The organism is Bacillus sp. FJAT-45037, assembly GCF_002797325.1.
Taxonomy (GTDB): domain Bacteria; phylum Bacillota; class Bacilli; order Bacillales; family Bacillaceae_D; genus Alkalihalophilus.
Genome location: NZ_KZ454938.1, coordinates 1433151 through 1449178, shown reverse-complemented (window position 1 = coordinate 1449178; position 16028 = coordinate 1433151). Strand labels below are relative to the sequence as shown.

The following is a 16028-nucleotide window of genomic DNA, read 5'->3' as shown; positions in this document are numbered from 1 at the left end:
GATTTTTTCTGAATAAGGAAAAGAGTGTGTGAAAGGAGGTTTATGTTGATTTTAAAAGGGGAATTGTCCGAAAAAAAGTACACTATTTATAATATATCTTTTGTATAAAGTGTCAAGTCTTTTCGCACGCTATATATGAGGTGAATGAAATGAATCGGCCAATGCTTACAGCGCTTCTTACGATTGGATTAGCTCAATCCTTAAAAATTCCAATAAAAAAAATGAATACCGGACGCTTGGAATGGGATACTTTTTTTGAAACCGGTGGAATGCCAAGCTCTCACTCAGCGGGAGTTACAGCCCTTGCTACATATGTTGCACTAGACCGAGGGGTATCATCAGTTGATTTTGCCCTATCGACAGTTTTCGGACTTATTGTTATGTATGATGCACAAGGAATTAGAAGGCAAACAGGAGAATTGACAATTAAAGTGAATGAAATGAATGCAGACCTTGAGAGGCTTGCTGGAGATTCGAAGGCAAAGAAAAGTGATTATCGATCTGTTCAACTTCGAGAGCGCCTCGGACATCAGCCAGAAGAAGTTCTTGGTGGAGCCATACTTGGCTTAGTAGCAGGTGGAATCAGCTATGCACTGACGAAGAAATCAATTTAAAGATAGCCACAATCTAATTAGATATAGAAAAAAGAACTGCTTAACATTAGGCAGTTCTTTTTCAGAGTGAAAAAACTCTATTCTAATACTTTGGTTTTTTCGAAAGCAGGATCGGTAAATGGATGAGCAACCCAACCCTCAGGATCTATAAACAATCGAACAGCGACGACTTGTTTTTCTTCTGATAAAGTAAAGAAGTGAGGGACATTTACAGGAACAGAGATCACATCGCCAGGGGATAAGCGCACATCGAAATAGCCCGTTTTTTCGCCTTTGATCACGAATGTACCAGATCCCGCTGTAATCGCGCGCACCTCATCTTCGGTGTGGGTATGGACTTTTTCAAATTTCTTAAGCAAGCTATCTAATTCAGGTGTGTCTTTATTGAGTGAGATCACATCCCATCTTTTATACCCTCTACGTGCTGCTAGTGACTGTATTTCCTCATCGAATGTAGAAAGTACTTGTTTTTTGTCTTCATCATTTAAGTGACATACGTTTTGAAGTTCTTCAGGAAGCTTTGACGGGTTCCAATACTCATATAGCACATCTTGACTAGTTAGAAATTGTCTTACATTTTCTTCTCCACTAATTACTTCCTCTGTATCACGAATATAAATTATAGCCATTGTTCATTCCCCCTCTAAGTATATAAAACAGTGATTTAAGACAAAGTTATTCAGTCTTCCTTTAACAAAGAAGTCTCATTTTTACGTGATAACTAAATAAAAACTCAAATGCTTCTAAATGTTTCTTTGCCTCAAAACCATCTCGTCCCCAAGCGGTAATACCATGGTTACGAATCAAAATGCCATGTACACCGGGAGTGATTCGCTCAGCGACAGCTTCTCCTAGTCGTGAAAGGTCTGCATAATTTTCTACAATTGGAATGGTGATTGTTCCATCTTCTTGCCAAATATTAAACGCTTTAATTAATTCTTGGTGACGAAACGTGATAAAACCTTGATCACCATACAGATCTGAAATCACATTATTGTCGATCGTATGGACATGAAGGGAGCATCCAGCATTTGTCTTTTCATAAATTTGCTGGTGTAAGATCGTTTCTGCGGAAGGTTTCAAATTTGAGGTCTCGACGGGTTGACCGTCTTGATCGACTAATACGAAATCATCAGAAGTTCTCTTACGTTTATCTTTCCCACTGGCTGTAACAAGAAAAGTAAGAGGGCTATCGCTCACTTTGATTGATAAATTTCCACTAGTACCCGGAAACCAATCTCTTGCAGCTAGTTCATCTTTGATATCGGCCAATTCATTCCAAAGAGCATGTGTATGATCGATTGTAAAGCTCAATGATTTCTCACCTCCTTTTTATTTTGAAGAGAATCAATCACTTCATAGAAAGTAGAGAAGGAAGAGAAATGTAAGTTGAGTTCTCTACACTTTTCTATAAGGAAATCATCGCATGCAAATACTTCATCAGCTTCTTTAGCTGCTTGTAAATCAGTAATGGAATCACCAATGACAATCTTGTAATACTCATCATTAGGGTATTGTCGCAAGATTGATGGTTTGCAGCAACCGCAATCATTTGAGCAACTTTCATCACAACGGTTTGGCCATGTAATTGTAATCGTACGACCACTGAAATCACTTTCATTGCAATACAAATGGTCACGTAATTTATAAGGTTCTAGGATGGGGTGGACGAAGAAATCAATCCCCCCGCTGACAATTTTAAACGTTATATTTTTTTCTTTAATATATGCAAGTAATGCTTCAAAGCCAGGTCTAATTTCAGCTTGGTTCAGGGCAAAGGAAATGATTTCCTGTTTTTTGTCTGTAGGAATTAAATGAAATAGTTGTGCAACACCTTCGCGAATGGAAATCTGTTCTGCTAAAATTGCATCTTTAATCTCTTCCCACCCCGGGGGAGCGAATTGTCTCATAATCGCTATGATGTTATCTTTCGTAGTAATTGTTCCATCAAAGTCACAAAAAATGATCGGCTTACGATTGTCGATTAGAGTCATGAAGGTTGCCCCCATAACTGTAATGCCTGGGCTAATGGCAAGGAACCTTCCGCCGTGTCTGATAAAGTACGACCAGCTACTACACCATCAATAGCATCTCGGAATGCTTGAGCACCTGCAATGGCTCCACTCGGATGACCATGAACGCCACCTCCCGCATTAATAACTGAATCAATTCCAAAATCGTTGATGAGAAGTGAAGTTAGACCTGGATGAATCCCGGCTGATGGAACAGGAAACGCCTTCTTTAGTGTGCTTTTTTCTGTTAGAGCTGAAGCGATATCAGAAGTTTCTTTTGGATCAAGTGCAACACTTCCATATGGAGATGGAAATAAAACAAGGTCTGCTCCAGCTAAACGCAAGAGTTTCCCAAGCAAGACTTTGTTAGAGAATCCATACAAAGACGACTGAGTCAGCGCACCAGAAACAGCTGGGTGGGCCATGATTGGAATTGTGACATCGGGATCTTCAGCGAGCTCTTGCAAAACATCTAAACCATAGGCAAATACATTAAATAATAGTGCACTGGCTCCGAGTTCTGTCGCTTTTTTTGCTTTGTTTTTCAAGTCAGATGTTCTTCCTGTTAAATTGACGGCGTATAGTTTTCTTTCGCCTGTACGCTCATAGGCATCTGTCAAAATATCTGATCCGGCTTGAATTCGTTTTTCAAAAGGAGTGAGATCATTTTCAAATAGGATCTCATCATCTTTGACAAGGTCGACACCACCTATAATTTGTTCGGTTAATTGTTTATTGAATTCTTCAAGGTCTTTGCCTATCATTCCTTTAAAGATGCTCATAAGTAAAGGGCGGTCATGAACTTGAAGGAGCTCTCTAATTCCATCGATGCCATATTGCGGACCGGGGAAACTCGATTCTAATTCACTATGAAGTTGGATATCGACTAGTTTCACTTCACCATCTAAAGATAACTTTCCAAAGATCGTCGTTAAGATTGCGGGAAGGTCTGGACTGAAATTTGCTGCAGGGTAGGCAATCTTTATCAATCCTATTGTTCGTGCTTCTTTAAAGAAGCGAGCGGATTCTGCACTTTCTTCAAGGACTTCTACACTTACAACCTCACCTTTGTGCTTTTGGAGCTGACTTTTTTCAAGGGCAGGGAGGTGTGTCCAAGAACCAATCGTTAGGCCAAGTGCAATTGATTCAGCTTTCTTTTGTAAGTCTTCTTTACGATCATGAACTAGATACGTTGCTATAATTTGACTCATTTTAAGCTGAGTCCTCCTTTCTTTACTAAAAAAGTCCTCTTCATTTATGAAGAGGACTAGATAAGTCATAGACTTATAGAATGCCCTCTTATCTGTCAGGTGTTTACTGAGAGAATTAGCACCTTGAATCAACATAAACATGTTGAAACAGGTTGCCGGGTTTCATCGGGCTCGCCCCTCCACCTGCTCTTGATAAGAGTTTGAAATTGTATGGAAATATGGAAAACGTTGTTTTGAATTATGACAGGCAGAAAGAAATCTGTCAATTAAAAAAATAAATTATTAGAATCTATTGACAAATTAATCAATCACTCGTAACATTACTCTCATCTTCTCAAATTTGTAAAAACTTGAGATCAATAAAATAGTTCACTCTTATCGAGAGCTGGCTGAGGGAATTGGCCCTGTGAAGCCCGGCAACCGACCTACTCACCTTACAGAATATGTTTTGGTGAAAACCTTTAAGGTTTTAAGGCACGGTGCTACATCCAACAGACAGTACGAGTTACTGGTCTGAAAGATAAGAGGACGGATTTGTGGTATTCCGCCTCTTTCTTTAATTGAAAGAGGCTTTTTTATTTGAAAAAAGGAGAGATGTAAGGTGAGAAAAGGAAATTGGGTAAGATCATGGTTCATTGCGTCAGTGTCAGCAGTTCTATTAGTTGGGTGCGGAAGTGGGAACGAAGTAAGCCAGGTGCAAGAAGATGTACATCTTGAAGGTGTGCCGGAACGATTTGCAACTGGAGAGGGAGCAAGAGTGAAAGTTATTAGAAAAATTGGTGGAGATGATCACACTGCCCAATTTTTAGCAGGTGTAAAAGAAGAAGGGGAAGCGATCGGCTTTGATGTTGATGTGTTTACAGCGAATGGCGATACTGCTAGATATCATGATGCCATCGCTCAAGCAATCGATGATAACTTTGATGGGTTGATCCTTTCTCACGGTGATGATGCCGCGACAGTGGATGCTGTAAAGCGTGCAGTAGAAGAAGGGATTGAAGTCGTTACCTTTGACTCAATCCAAGAGTTGGCAACGATTGAAGGTGTGACACTAACTTCTCAGGATGATGAGGAATTGGCATCACTCGCTTTAGATCAGCTCGTCGAAGACTTTAACGGGGAAGCGAACATTCTTTATTTATGGGTAGACGGCTTTCCACCAATGGTTAGAAGAAATAATGTCTATCAAACGGTGTTAACTGATAACCCAAGTTTGAATGAACTTGAACGATTTGGAGTAGCTGCAGAAGATACATCAATGCAAACACAAAATGCCGTCTCAGCTATGTTGAACAAGTATCCAAAAGGAGAAATTGATGCAATTTTTGCAACTTGGGATGCTTTTGCTATTGGTGCTGCTCGCGCGATTGAAGAAGCGGGTCGAAATGAAATTGCCATTTACGGAATTGATGTATCAAACGCTGATTTACAAGTAATGCAGCAAGAAAATAGTGCGTGGAAATATACAGCTGCAGTAGATCCAAAGCTTATCGGAGCAATTAACCTACGTATTTTAGCGAAAAAGCTAGCAGGGGAAGAAACACCACAGTTTTATGACTTAGAAGCGAACCTGATCTCCCGTGATGAACTACTTGAAGGAAGTGGGGATATCAACATGGTTAGTCTTGGAGAGGTGATTTCTGGTTGGGGTCAGTCAGATGAATTTGAAGAAGATTGGATTAAAACACTAAAAGCTCATTATGAATAAACAGGTGATGGTATGAATTTAAAAATGAAACAGATTTCAGTTGAATTTCCTGGAGTTAAGGCGCTTGATCATGCATATTTTGAAACTGATACAGGCTCAGTGCATGCCTTGATAGGTGCTAATGGGGCTGGTAAATCCACTTTAGTGAAGGTACTTTCTGGCGTATATACCGATTATATCGGAGAAATTGTCATCGATGAAAAAAACGTAACTATTCGTTCTCCTAAAGAAGCACAAGAGCTAGGCATTCAAATCGTTTCTCAAGAAGTCGATACAGCTCTCGTGCCAAATTTAACGGTCGCTGAAAATATTCTGTTAAACAACCTTGTTGCCAATAAAGACAAGACAATAATGATGAATTGGAAGAACGTTCATAAACAAGCTTCGGACGTTTTAGAGTCACTTCATGTTAACTTATCAACAAAAACCCTTGTAAGTGAATTAACACTGGCAGAAAAACAAATGGTACTAATCGCTCGAGCCATCATAACAGATTGCAAATTCTTGATATTAGATGAACCGACAGCTCCATTAAGCATTGGAGAGACGAAGGAATTGTTTCGAATTGTAAGAGAGCTAAAACAAAAGGATGTCGGTGTAATTTTTATCTCGCACCGACTACCTGAACTTTTTGAGATTTGTGATCAAATTACAGTTATGCGTAATGGGGCTTTTATTTCAAATGAAGCAATTAAAGATACGAAGGTAAAAAGAGTAGTAGAACACATGCTAGGTGAAAAATTAGAAGAACAATTTCCAGACAGGGTAAATCTGGCGGGAGACATTATGTTTCAGGCTGTGAACCTCTCAGATGGAGATAAGGTGAAAGAAGTATCGCTTTCTGTAAGATGTGGCGAGATCATTGGAATAGCAGGACTGGTTGGTGCAGGGAAAACAGAGCTTTGTAAGTTGTTATTTGGTGCAAATCCGAAGAAATTGGGAGAAATGACTTTAAAGGGGAAATCTCTTACTCTCTCTAGCCCATCGAACGCAGTTAAGGAAGGGATCGCTTTTGTCCCTGAGGAGCGAAGAAAAGAAGGCGTGCTAGTAGATGAAACAGTTGTAACGAATTTATCTGCCTCGAGCATCGATCATTTCTTAAAAGTCTTTAGCTTCTTAGACTTCAAACGAGAGAAAGCGAAGGCTCGAGAGATGATTAACGCGTTAGGAATAATAACACCGAATGCAGAAGCGTTAGTAAAGAATTTATCAGGTGGCAATCAACAAAAAGTAGCCATTGGTAAGTGGCTGGTCTCAGATGCCGATCTTTACATTTTTGATGAACCGACCAAAGGTGTGGACGTAGGGGCGAAGAAAGATATCTTTAACTTAATTGCGGAACTTGCTAAAAATGGAAAGTCTGTTATTTACGCTTCTTGTGAGCTTTCTGAAGTAATTGGAATTACTGATCGTGTCTATGTTATGTATGACGGGAAAATTTCTAAAGAATTAGTGACAAAAATGACGAATGAAGAGGAACTCTTATACCTCTCTACTGGAGGGAAATAGCATGCCAAATACAGAAACAAATACAAAACGTGCAACATCTACTTTTGACGTATTTGATTTCTTTTATAAATACGGAACGATCCTTTTGATTTTCGTCTTAATTATTTTCTTCGCTACGATGAACCCAGCATTCTTACAAACTAGCAATATTATCACAATTTTAAGGTCGATTTCAATTGTGACGATCATTGCAATTGGCATTACAATTTCGCTATCTGTAGGAGGTTTTGATTTATCGGTAGGATCTGTGGCATCTCTAGCAAACGCAGTGGTTATTTCAATGTTTGTTTGGTATTCACAACCTACGTTCATCGCAATTGGTGTAGCTGTAGCCGCAGCGCTAATAGTTGGGGCGTTTAATGCATTTATGATTGTTAAAGTGAAAATACCAGATTTACTATTGACACTTGCTACGATGTTTATCATTCAAGGTGTAGCCCTCACTTACACAAGAGGAGCAACTGTATCGCAAAATATGATTATGTCAGATGGGAGTTATGCGACAGGAACCATTAGTTCATTATTCTCAAAGCTTGGTCAAGTTCCATACATCATCATTCTAATGTTGATTGTTGTCATTATTGTTCATATTTTTCTTACGTACACGAAGCATGGGAGATATTTATACGTGATAGGTGGAAATCAGGAAGCAGCTAGGCTCTCTGGTATTCCAGTGAACAAATATAAAGTGGTAGCTTACTTACTTTCAGCCTTTTTTGCAGCTTTAGGCGGAATCATTCTGGCATCAAGAGTGATGACCGCAGAAATCAATGCAGGCGGGCCATATCTAATGGACGCAGTAGCCGCTGCATTTATTGGGTTTGCTGTATTAGGGGCAGGCAAACCAAATGCTTTTGGAACATTTGTAGGTGCCGTGCTAATTGGGATATTAGCAAACGGACTCGTGATGATGAGTGTGCCATATTATGCGATGGATATTGTCAAAGGGACGGTGCTCGCTTTAGCGTTAGCTCTTACGTATTATAAATTAAAATAATGGAGGGTATTAGATGACGAATTTTACAGTCGGTTATTTTACAATGACAGAAACAGAAGCGATTGAATATGCAAAATCAACACTTCATTTTTTTACGCGTGATGCAGACTTATCTTGTAAGGAGATTGGAGACGGAAATCTAAACTATGTCTTTAGGATTGTAGATTCCAAAACTGGTCAATCTCTAATTATTAAACAAGCTGGTCCATGCGCTCGGATTTCTGATGAGTTTAAACTCTCACCTGATCGAAACCGTATTGAAAGTGAAATCCTTCGCTTCCAAGGAGAATTAGCACCGGGATTTGTACCAGACGTTTATCATTATGATCCAGTGATGAACTGTTGTGCGATGGAAGATCTATCAAGCTTTGAAATTTTGCGAACAGCTCTATTAAAGCATCAAATGTTTCCGCATCTTGCAGATCACCTATCTACTTTTTTAGTGAAAACACTGCTCTCAACGTCTGATCTTGTTCTTGGCCACAAAGAAAAAAAGGAACTTGTGAAAAAATTTACGAACCCTGAACTTTGTGAAATAACTGAAGATTTAGTTTATACTGAGCCGTTCTACAATTGTCCAAGAAATGATGTATTTGAAGGGACACTGCCATTTGTCGAGGCTGAGATTTGGAATGATTCTGAATTAGCACTAGAGACAGCCAAACTAAAGTTCGATTTCTTAACAAATACTCAATCACTTTTGCACGGTGATTTCCATACAGGTTCGATCTTTGTAACTGAATTTGAAACGAAAATCATTGATCCTGAATTCGCTTTTTACGGGCCGGCTGGTTATGATCTTGGTAATATCGTTGCGAACTTAATTTTTGCTTATGTAAATGCTGCGAAGTGTATAGGGGACAAAGACAAACGTGATTCGCATCTAACCTATTTGCAAACGACGATAGAGAAGACGATCGATTTGTTTAAGAGTAAATTTATTCATGATGCCAAACATAAAGTGACAGAGCAGGTAGCTGGGTATGACGGGTTTATTGACCATTATTTAGACCGTATCATTCGCGATGCTGCGGCTGTTACAGGATTGGAACTTTGCCGAAGAGTGATTGGGATCGCACATGTTAAAGACCTTACTGAAATCAGTGATCAATCAAAACGCGTCGAGGCAGAAGTCTTTTGTCTTAAATTAGGTAAATCCTTCATATTGAATAGTGAACATTTCCGTTCAGGTACTGATTTCAAAAAAGCACTTATTGAAAATTGAGGAGGAATCGCTTTGATAAACACAGCAAATACCATTCAGTCTGTGAAACTGTCTGAAGACAATGATGCAGTGATTATTCTCAATCAAACATTACTTCCTGGACAAAAAAAATTCGAAACATTAACCACAACCGAGGATGTATGGGAAGCCATTGTTCATTTGAAGGTTAGAGGGGCGCCAGCTATTGGCATCGCTGCTGCATATGGCGTGTACATAGGTGTGAAAAAAATGAATGCCGAGAGTGTAAGAGATCTGTATGACGGATTCACAAAAATGAAAAACTACTTAGCTTCTTCTCGACCGACAGCAGTCAACCTTTTTTGGGCATTAGACAGAATGGAGAAGAGATTTAATCATTCGTTAAAAGGTGAACCGATCATCGATGAAATTTTAGAAGAGTTAAGAAAAGAAGCAGAATTGATCAGATTAGAAGATGAACAGGTTTGTGAAGCAATTGGTAAACATACACTCACTTTACTTAAGCCAGGAATGGGCATTCTTACCCATTGCAATGCGGGGGCGATAGCGACAGCGAAATACGGTACAGCACTCGCACCCATCTATTTAGGAAAGCAGAAGGGGTATGATTTTCGTGTGTATGCAGGAGAAACACGTCCTTTATTACAAGGCGCAAGACTAACTGCATGGGAACTGTCAGAAGCAGGTATAGACGTGACGTTACTATGTGATAACATGGCTTCAATTGTCATGAACGAAGGAAAGATACAAGCGGTTCTCGTCGGCTGTGACCGAGTCGCTGCTAATGGCGATACAGCCAATAAGATTGGAACTTCAGGCATAGCGATATTAGCGAAGCATTACAACATTCCTTTTTATGTATGTGCACCGACTTCTACGATCGACTTAACGTGTGAAAATGGAGACGAGATCTTGATTGAAGAACGTTCAGCAGAAGAAATTACCACGAAATGGTATGTTGAACCTATGGCACCAAAAGGAATAAAAACGTACAATCCCGCATTTGACGTGACTAGTCATGAACTAATCACAGCAATCATCACCGAAGAGGGGATCATAAAGCCAAGTTACCAGGAAAACTTAAAAAATATACAAAAAAGATGAGCATAGCTCATCTTTTTAGACGTCTTTATGAAGCTGGATTCCAAACAATATCTCCACTCTTATCGTTATAGTCGATATTAATAGTGAATTGATGTTTATCATAAGAACTGAGGATTTCGGAATAGTATGCAAAAGGGTGGAAATATTTTAACTACTATAGGTTGTTTCGGAATTATCTTTATTACTATTCCAATTTTATTATTATTCTTTTTATTACTTTAGATTTACAATTTAAATTTTATATTTCTTTTTCGGAGCATTTAATTTGTTGATGCTTTTTTTGTCGTGTGTGAGTGTAAGTAGAGAAGTTGATAAGAATAGGAGAGTAAATTATGAACCAATTACTTTGACAGCAATAACTATAGTTTGCTTACTTTTCTGGATTAGCTGAACTTCCTAACAATAGGGAGGTATGTTACTAAGGAGAGAATATCAGTTTAAAAGGAAGGAAATGTGATAATATTTTCCTAATTATGTAAAGTAATAATATAACTTGGTATAGAAGTGGAAGATTGGTTGGGGTTTAAAAAAATATTACCTCATTTTATTAAAATTGTAATAAATATGATTCTTAGTAACTATGAATTATTTACTGGTTATGGTAAATTCATATTATAAAATAATAGAGATGAGGATTTACTATGGGTGAAAAGAATCTTACTCAAAATAAAATGATGGATGTTCTTGATTGGTCTTATGAAAAAGCCATGAACGGTTTGCCTGGTACACCTGATGCAATGGAGCTTGCTAATAACTATCTGAGTAAACATTCTACAAGTGAGAAAGCTGTTGATTCTTTAATTAGAATGCAGAACACTAAAGCTGGAACATCTGGATTTTTAACAGGATTAGGAGGAATCATTACCTTACCAGTAGCTGTTCCTGCTAACATAGCCTCTGTAATATTTGTGCAAATGAGAATGGTGGCTGCCATAGCATGTATTGGTGGATATGATTTAAAAGACGATCAAGTAAAAACCTTAGTATATGTCTCTCTTGCTGGAAATGGTGCTAAAGATATCTTAAAGCATACAGGTATTAATATAGGAACAAAAATGGGTGTTAGTGCAGTCAAGAAGATTCCAAGTGCTATTATCATAAAGATCAATCAAAAAGTAGGATTTAGGTTAATAACAAAGTTTGGGGAGAAAGGTGCAATTAATTTAATTAAAGTAGTGCCTGTTTTAGGTGGAGTTGTAGGGGCATCTGTAGATGTTGCATCAACTATGGCTGTGGGCAAAGCGGCTAAAAAACTATTTATTTCTCAATAGCAAATTAATTAAACACAAATGAATATTTTATTTATAATTGTGCAGTTATATATCTTATTTTTCATAAAGTGAATTTTTTGTTCAGAAGCATTTAAATTAAATGCTTCTTTTTGTCATTCACTGATAGATGATGAAGAAGGTAGGTGAGATAGTGCCAAGTAAACCAATGAAACCTTGTTCAAGATGTAAAAAGAATTTAAATAAGAAAATTTATTGTTCTGTTTGTGAAGAGAAAGTTTCATCTGAGAAAAAAGAGAGATACAAAGTGTATGAGAAGAATCGAACAGATAAGAAAGAGAAAGCATTCTATAGTAGCAAGGATTGGATGAAAGTAAGGGACATGAAGAGTGCCATGAACCCACTGTGTGAGTGGTGTGAGATGGATGGAAGACTAGAGCCGAACCACGTAAAACCTGTCAAGGCGGACTGGGCGAAGAGGCTAAGCATGAGCAACCTACAGAGCCTGTATAGGAAGCTGTCACGCTAAGAAGACGGCAGAGGATAAGTATGGAAGGAATCGTATGAGATTCCTTAGAGTGACGAGGAGAGGCTGATAATGAGGAATATGAGAGTGTGAGAGGGTAAGGAGTGTTTGCCAGATACATTAAACTGTTGTAGAAGCAGATAAAGGCTTTGAAATAGAAGTTAGAGGCAAAACTTCCTCTTCATTGGGAAAAGTAGCTCTACCAGGTAAAGCATTTGAGTATCTTAAATTACAAAAGATCCACAACAAGATAAAGACAAAGAAAGGTATGGTGATGCGTATTATGATTATGACCTAATATTCTATAGGAAGGATGGTGGAGTGCTAAAACCAAGCTTATTAAATAACGGATTTAGCATTTGTATCAAACATCTTAATCTCCCATATATACGGTTTCATGATTTAAGGCATAGACATGCGACTTATTTATTGTCGAAAGATAGTAATCCAAAAGTTGTTCAGGAGCGTTTAAGACACAAGGTTATTAAAACCACTCTTTGTATTTGGCAAGAGAAAAATGTATAAAACGGCAACCCTTTTTGAATGCCACTTACCAACCTAATTTCTCTAACTTACATCTCTCTTAATGCTAATGATTCTTTCATTCGATTGCTATTCCCTCCAAAAAGGACTAAGTGGGAATGGTGAATCAGACGGTCTACGACTGCTTCTGTTAGAATAGGATCTCCGAAAACATGATTCCACTGCCCAAATTGGAGGTTCGTTGTGATAATAATACTTCTTTTTTCATAACACAGAGAAATCACTTGGAAAAGCAACTCAGCTCCCTGCTTATGTAAAGGGATGTAACCTAATTCATCCAGTATTAATAGATCTAACTTCTCAATCCTCTTGAAAAGTTTAGTAAGAGTGCCTTTCTCATTGGCATCTAATAGTTCATTTGCGAGGGAGGCAATAGTGTAAAACTTAACACGTTTTCCATGTTTATGTATGGCGTTTAGGCCAATGAGCGTGGAGAGGTACGTCTTTCCAGCACCTACACCCCCATAGAAAACCATATTTTCCTTTGTTTCTATAAACCTACCGTTTAATAAATATTGTTGGTTCAACCCTTGTCCAAGCTGGATATCTTGCCAATCAAAAGGTTTGCCAGATACGTTTGGCAAGGTTGCCGCTTTAAGCAATAGATTAACTTTCCTCTCCTCACGTTGTTCGATTTCTTTTTCAAAAAGCGTTAATAAATAGTCTTGAGGATTCTTCGAATCTACTTCATGAAAGTGTTCTCGTATCCAACTAAGCTTCAAACGTTTGGCATATTCCTGTATCTTTTCTTGCATCATGTCTTGTCACCTCCTAAGGTGAAGAAGGCATCATATTGATTCATACCACGTTCTGCTATGGGCATAGCTGGTACGGTACTTTTCAGTTTAAGTGTTTGTCTGTGACCACGACCATGAACTAATTGATGGAAGACTTGCTTTATGGTCTCTGAAGATGGATGACACCTCTCAGAAGCCATCTCTAAGGCCTCTGTCGCTCTTTCTAAGCGATTACTCTTTAATATTGTCGATAATAAAAGGAGAGCTTTTTTCTTTTCTTCGACTGTACATTCATGTAGATATTTCTGCCATGCATCGGGAAGCTGATCATAAAAAGTCGTGTATTTTAAAGCAGTTGGCCTCTTAGCCATAAGTGATAGATAAGGGTGCCAAATCATTGATTTAGACTTTTCTCCATATAAGCGTTCATGACTCACGATCACTTCATATTGATCCGTAAGGATATCAATGCGATTGTACCTAATACCTACCGATACTTTTTGCTTAGCGTAACGTGGAGAAGTCGAATACCTTTTTGAATTCACAATGACGTAACCATATTTATCTGCCTTCAATGTTTCAATGCGCCTACCTGTGTATTCTTTAGGGGGTAAGTAAAATAATGCCTCACGATCCTCCTCAAACAATCTAGCTATCTCATCCTTTTTTTCGTAGTGTAGACGGTATCGATCATTCTCTGCTTCTTGCCACAACCTATTATTTAATTCTTCTAGTTGATACACAGATCGTTCGGGTAAAAAGAAGTTATTCCGTACGTATTTAACCATTGCTTCTACATGCCCTTTTTCATTTCCTGCACCAGGGTTACAGAACTCATACTCAAAACCATAGTGTAGGGCAAATCTCTCAAAACCTTCTGTTAACTCGCGTTTCCCTTGTGGAAGAATCTTCTTCACAGCTGGGGACAAATTATCAAAACGTATTCTCTTTGGTACACCTTCTAAGTGGTTAAAGAACCGCTTCAACCCTTCTAGGAAACAATCTTGATTCTGAGATTCAAAGACTTGAACTAAGAATGCGTTACTGTACGGAAAGGATAGCACGAGATATGGAAGGTCAACGACCTTACCGTCTCTTTTAAAGGGGGCCTCCCCAAAGTCTACCTGAGCATCACCAGGCCTTGATTCTAACGGGATGGCTGCACCTTCACTTTCGTCTAATAATTCTTTTTTGCGTTTAGAAACATAGGCCCTTACCGTTCGATCAGAGCCTTTAAAATCTAATTCTTCATCATTAACAAGCATTTGCCAGATACGTTTGGCAGTCCTTCGGTATTTCCTTTTCTTCTTCATATCTTCCTTCAACCATTTATCCACAATATCTTGCACTGGCTCCATTACAGGAGCTGGTTGTGATTTTTTCCTTTTCTTCTCTGGTTGAAATTCCTCAAGGTCAGCATATTTTTTAACTGTTCTGATATCTTTATTTGTTCTTCTAGCCACATCCGAATAGGAATGACCTTTCGAATTAACTTCTTGTCTGATATAATTGATCTCGGTCACTTGTAACATCTCCTAAAACTACCTCCTGCCAGTATTGGGTCCAACAGGAAGTGTATTGAATTTTTGGGATGTTAGCAAGTGGCTTTTTTTGTGCAGCTGCCTCATCAGGCCACCTACATAAAAGGAGTGCCATACCCTACATTTTTATAATGCCATAAACACCACTCTTGGTATCTAAGGACATGTCACACTTACAATGTAAAAGGAAGTAACTGATCTATTAGATAAAGCGTTCAAATGATTTGTTATAGTTTGTAATTTTTTTGTGATTTATAAAAAGTGGTTTAGCTCAAATTTACGAACTTCTTCACATAGAAAAAAGACCAACCGATAGTCAGTTAGCCTTTTATGAAGCTGGATTCCAAACAATATTTCCACTCTTATCGTTATAGTTAATATCAATAGTGAATTGATGTTTATCATAAAAATGGATGAGTCTGTCTAGATGATTCCAATCTCGCTCTGCGATGTCTCCGGTAATGTAGCGGACATTTTGATCAAACGCATGGTTTTTTAGATAACGCATGCAAATTGATCCATACCCTTTATTTTCCTCGCCTTTAATGTCGCCGATATGAATCGTATGGTCACTTGAGTACGTCGCTTGAATAGAAAAATCCCAAATCCCTCGATAAGCGGATTCACAGTCATTCAGCATGATTTTACACTGCTGACCATCATCTAAAATGTACACAATCACCCATTTTTCATCTTTCGTTTGCTCAATGCCTAATACTTGCCAGCGTTTGGCAATTTGTTTCATGTTCTCTTGCATGCGAAACAGCTGGAATTCTAATTCCATTAAGTCTTGTTGTAGCTCCTCTGGCTCTTTGACTTCTTCAGTCTGGAGAGTTGCGAGTACCACCGAATCACTCCTTTATTTAACTCATAAACTAGTATTATTGGTTCACACAAGTTCAGTATTATAAAGGAAGGGGCGATATATTGCAAATGAAAAAGCTGAATATTTTATTCAGCTTTTTCATCATGACGTTCGATCCATTTAAGAGGAATTTGAAGGACTTCATTCATTTGTTGGTCAGGTGAAATGGTGGCGACACCGTCTCCTTTTTGTTCTTCGTATGAACCGAGTTAAGAATGGTTGGCACCT

15 protein-coding genes and 2 riboswitches are annotated in these 16028 nt (G+C 38.4%); of the genes, 8 read left to right on the top strand and 7 right to left on the bottom strand.

Annotation, left to right across the window (positions count from 1 at the left end):
• Positions 1-149: 149 nt before the first annotated feature.
• On the top strand, positions 150-614 hold the full coding sequence (locus CDZ88_RS07345; protein ID WP_100372921.1) for a divergent PAP2 family protein: 465 nt from the start codon (positions 150-152) through the stop codon (positions 612-614).
• Positions 615-691: 77 nt separating this feature from the next.
• Here CDZ88_RS07345 and CDZ88_RS07340 read toward each other — a convergent pair whose 3' ends face one another.
• From CDZ88_RS07340 to CDZ88_RS07325, 4 genes are all read right to left on the bottom strand, one after another.
• On the bottom strand, positions 692-1243 hold the full coding sequence (locus tag CDZ88_RS07340; RefSeq protein ID WP_100372920.1) for a cupin domain-containing protein: 552 nt from the start codon (positions 1241-1243) through the stop codon (positions 692-694).
• 61 nt (positions 1244-1304) lie between these two features.
• Positions 1305-1928, bottom strand: a complete 624-nt coding sequence (locus CDZ88_RS07335) for a methylthioribulose 1-phosphate dehydratase (RefSeq protein WP_232718591.1) — start codon at positions 1926-1928, stop codon at positions 1305-1307.
• On the bottom strand, positions 1925-2608 hold the full coding sequence (locus CDZ88_RS07330; RefSeq protein WP_100372919.1) for a 2-hydroxy-3-keto-5-methylthiopentenyl-1-phosphate phosphatase: 684 nt from the start codon (positions 2606-2608) through the stop codon (positions 1925-1927). Before CDZ88_RS07330 ends, CDZ88_RS07335 begins: the two co-directional genes overlap by 4 nt.
• Positions 2605-3837: a 2,3-diketo-5-methylthiopentyl-1-phosphate enolase gene (locus CDZ88_RS07325; protein WP_100372918.1), complete on the bottom strand. Its 1233-nt coding sequence runs from the start codon at positions 3835-3837 to the stop codon at positions 2605-2607. Before CDZ88_RS07325 ends, CDZ88_RS07330 begins: the two co-directional genes overlap by 4 nt.
• Positions 3838-3922: 85 nt before the next feature.
• A riboswitch (SAM riboswitch) is annotated at positions 3923-4036 on the bottom strand.
• 173 nt (positions 4037-4209) lie between these two features.
• Positions 4210-4364, top strand: a riboswitch (SAM riboswitch).
• Between the two features lie 74 nt (positions 4365-4438).
• Here CDZ88_RS07325 and CDZ88_RS07320 point away from each other — a divergent pair.
• The 7 genes from CDZ88_RS07320 (at position 4439) to CDZ88_RS18000 (ending at position 12639) form a co-directional block, all read left to right on the top strand.
• Complete coding sequence (locus CDZ88_RS07320; protein ID WP_100372917.1) at positions 4439-5545, top strand: sugar ABC transporter substrate-binding protein; 1107 nt, start codon at positions 4439-4441, stop codon at positions 5543-5545.
• Positions 5546-5557: 12 nt separating this feature from the next.
• Entirely contained in the window at positions 5558-7054 is a 1497-nt protein-coding gene (locus CDZ88_RS07315) for a sugar ABC transporter ATP-binding protein (protein ID WP_232718590.1), read from the top strand.
• Position 7055: 1 nt separating this feature from the next.
• Complete coding sequence (locus CDZ88_RS07310; protein ID WP_100372916.1) at positions 7056-8051, top strand: ABC transporter permease; 996 nt, start codon at positions 7056-7058, stop codon at positions 8049-8051.
• Positions 8052-8064: 13 nt separating this feature from the next.
• Positions 8065-9276, top strand: coding sequence for an S-methyl-5-thioribose kinase (gene mtnK / locus CDZ88_RS07305; RefSeq protein WP_100372915.1), 1212 nt, complete (start codon positions 8065-8067; stop codon positions 9274-9276).
• Between the two features lie 12 nt (positions 9277-9288).
• Positions 9289-10359 carry an S-methyl-5-thioribose-1-phosphate isomerase gene (mtnA, locus tag CDZ88_RS07300; protein WP_442857086.1) on the top strand — a complete coding sequence of 357 codons (1071 nt, stop codon included), beginning with the start codon at positions 9289-9291 and terminating at the stop codon, positions 10357-10359.
• Positions 10360-11000: 641 nt separating this feature from the next.
• Positions 11001-11630 (top strand): EcsC family protein, encoded by a 630-nt coding sequence (locus tag CDZ88_RS07295; RefSeq protein WP_100372914.1) that lies wholly within the window; start codon positions 11001-11003, stop codon positions 11628-11630.
• A 712-nt stretch (positions 11631-12342) separates the two neighbouring features.
• Positions 12343-12639, top strand: coding sequence for a tyrosine-type recombinase/integrase (locus tag CDZ88_RS18000; protein WP_100372912.1), 297 nt, complete (start codon positions 12343-12345; stop codon positions 12637-12639).
• A 47-nt stretch (positions 12640-12686) separates the two neighbouring features.
• Here the strand turns inward: CDZ88_RS18000 and istB are convergent, their stop codons facing one another.
• The 3 genes from istB to CDZ88_RS07270 form a co-directional block, all read right to left on the bottom strand.
• A complete protein-coding gene (gene istB / locus CDZ88_RS07280) occupies positions 12687-13412 on the bottom strand; it encodes an IS21-like element helper ATPase IstB (RefSeq protein WP_100374629.1) in 726 nt (241 codons plus the stop codon).
• Positions 13412-14926, bottom strand: coding sequence for an IS21 family transposase (gene istA, locus CDZ88_RS07275; protein ID WP_100372911.1), 1515 nt, complete (start codon positions 14924-14926; stop codon positions 13412-13414). The genes istB and istA overlap by 1 nt, the downstream gene beginning before the upstream one ends.
• 337 nt (positions 14927-15263) lie before the next feature.
• Positions 15264-15782 carry a hypothetical protein gene (locus tag CDZ88_RS07270; protein WP_198507833.1) on the bottom strand — a complete coding sequence of 173 codons (519 nt, stop codon included), beginning with the start codon at positions 15780-15782 and terminating at the stop codon, positions 15264-15266.
• Positions 15783-16028 lie beyond the last annotated feature (246 nt).

Excerpts from the sequence above, each read along its gene's own strand:
- CDZ88_RS07345 (WP_100372921.1), top strand. The coding sequence starts at position 150 with ATGAATCGGCCAATGCTTACAGCGCTTCTTACGATTGGATTAGCTCAA.
- CDZ88_RS07340 (WP_100372920.1), bottom strand. The coding sequence starts at position 1,243 with ATGGCTATAATTTATATTCGTGATACAGAGGAAGTAATTAGTGGAGAA.
- CDZ88_RS07330 (WP_100372919.1), bottom strand. The coding sequence starts at position 2,608 with ATGACTCTAATCGACAATCGTAAGCCGATCATTTTTTGTGACTTTGAT.
- CDZ88_RS07325 (WP_100372918.1), bottom strand. The coding sequence starts at position 3,837 with ATGAGTCAAATTATAGCAACGTATCTAGTTCATGATCGTAAAGAAGAC.
- CDZ88_RS07315 (WP_232718590.1), top strand. The coding sequence starts at position 5,558 with ATGAATTTAAAAATGAAACAGATTTCAGTTGAATTTCCTGGAGTTAAG.
- CDZ88_RS07310 (WP_100372916.1), top strand. The coding sequence starts at position 7,056 with ATGCCAAATACAGAAACAAATACAAAACGTGCAACATCTACTTTTGAC.
- mtnK (WP_100372915.1), top strand. The coding sequence starts at position 8,065 with ATGACGAATTTTACAGTCGGTTATTTTACAATGACAGAAACAGAAGCG.
- CDZ88_RS07295 (WP_100372914.1), top strand. The coding sequence starts at position 11,001 with ATGGGTGAAAAGAATCTTACTCAAAATAAAATGATGGATGTTCTTGAT.
- istB (WP_100374629.1), bottom strand. The coding sequence starts at position 13,412 with ATGCAAGAAAAGATACAGGAATATGCCAAACGTTTGAAGCTTAGTTGG.
- istA (WP_100372911.1), bottom strand. The coding sequence starts at position 14,926 with ATGTTACAAGTGACCGAGATCAATTATATCAGACAAGAAGTTAATTCG.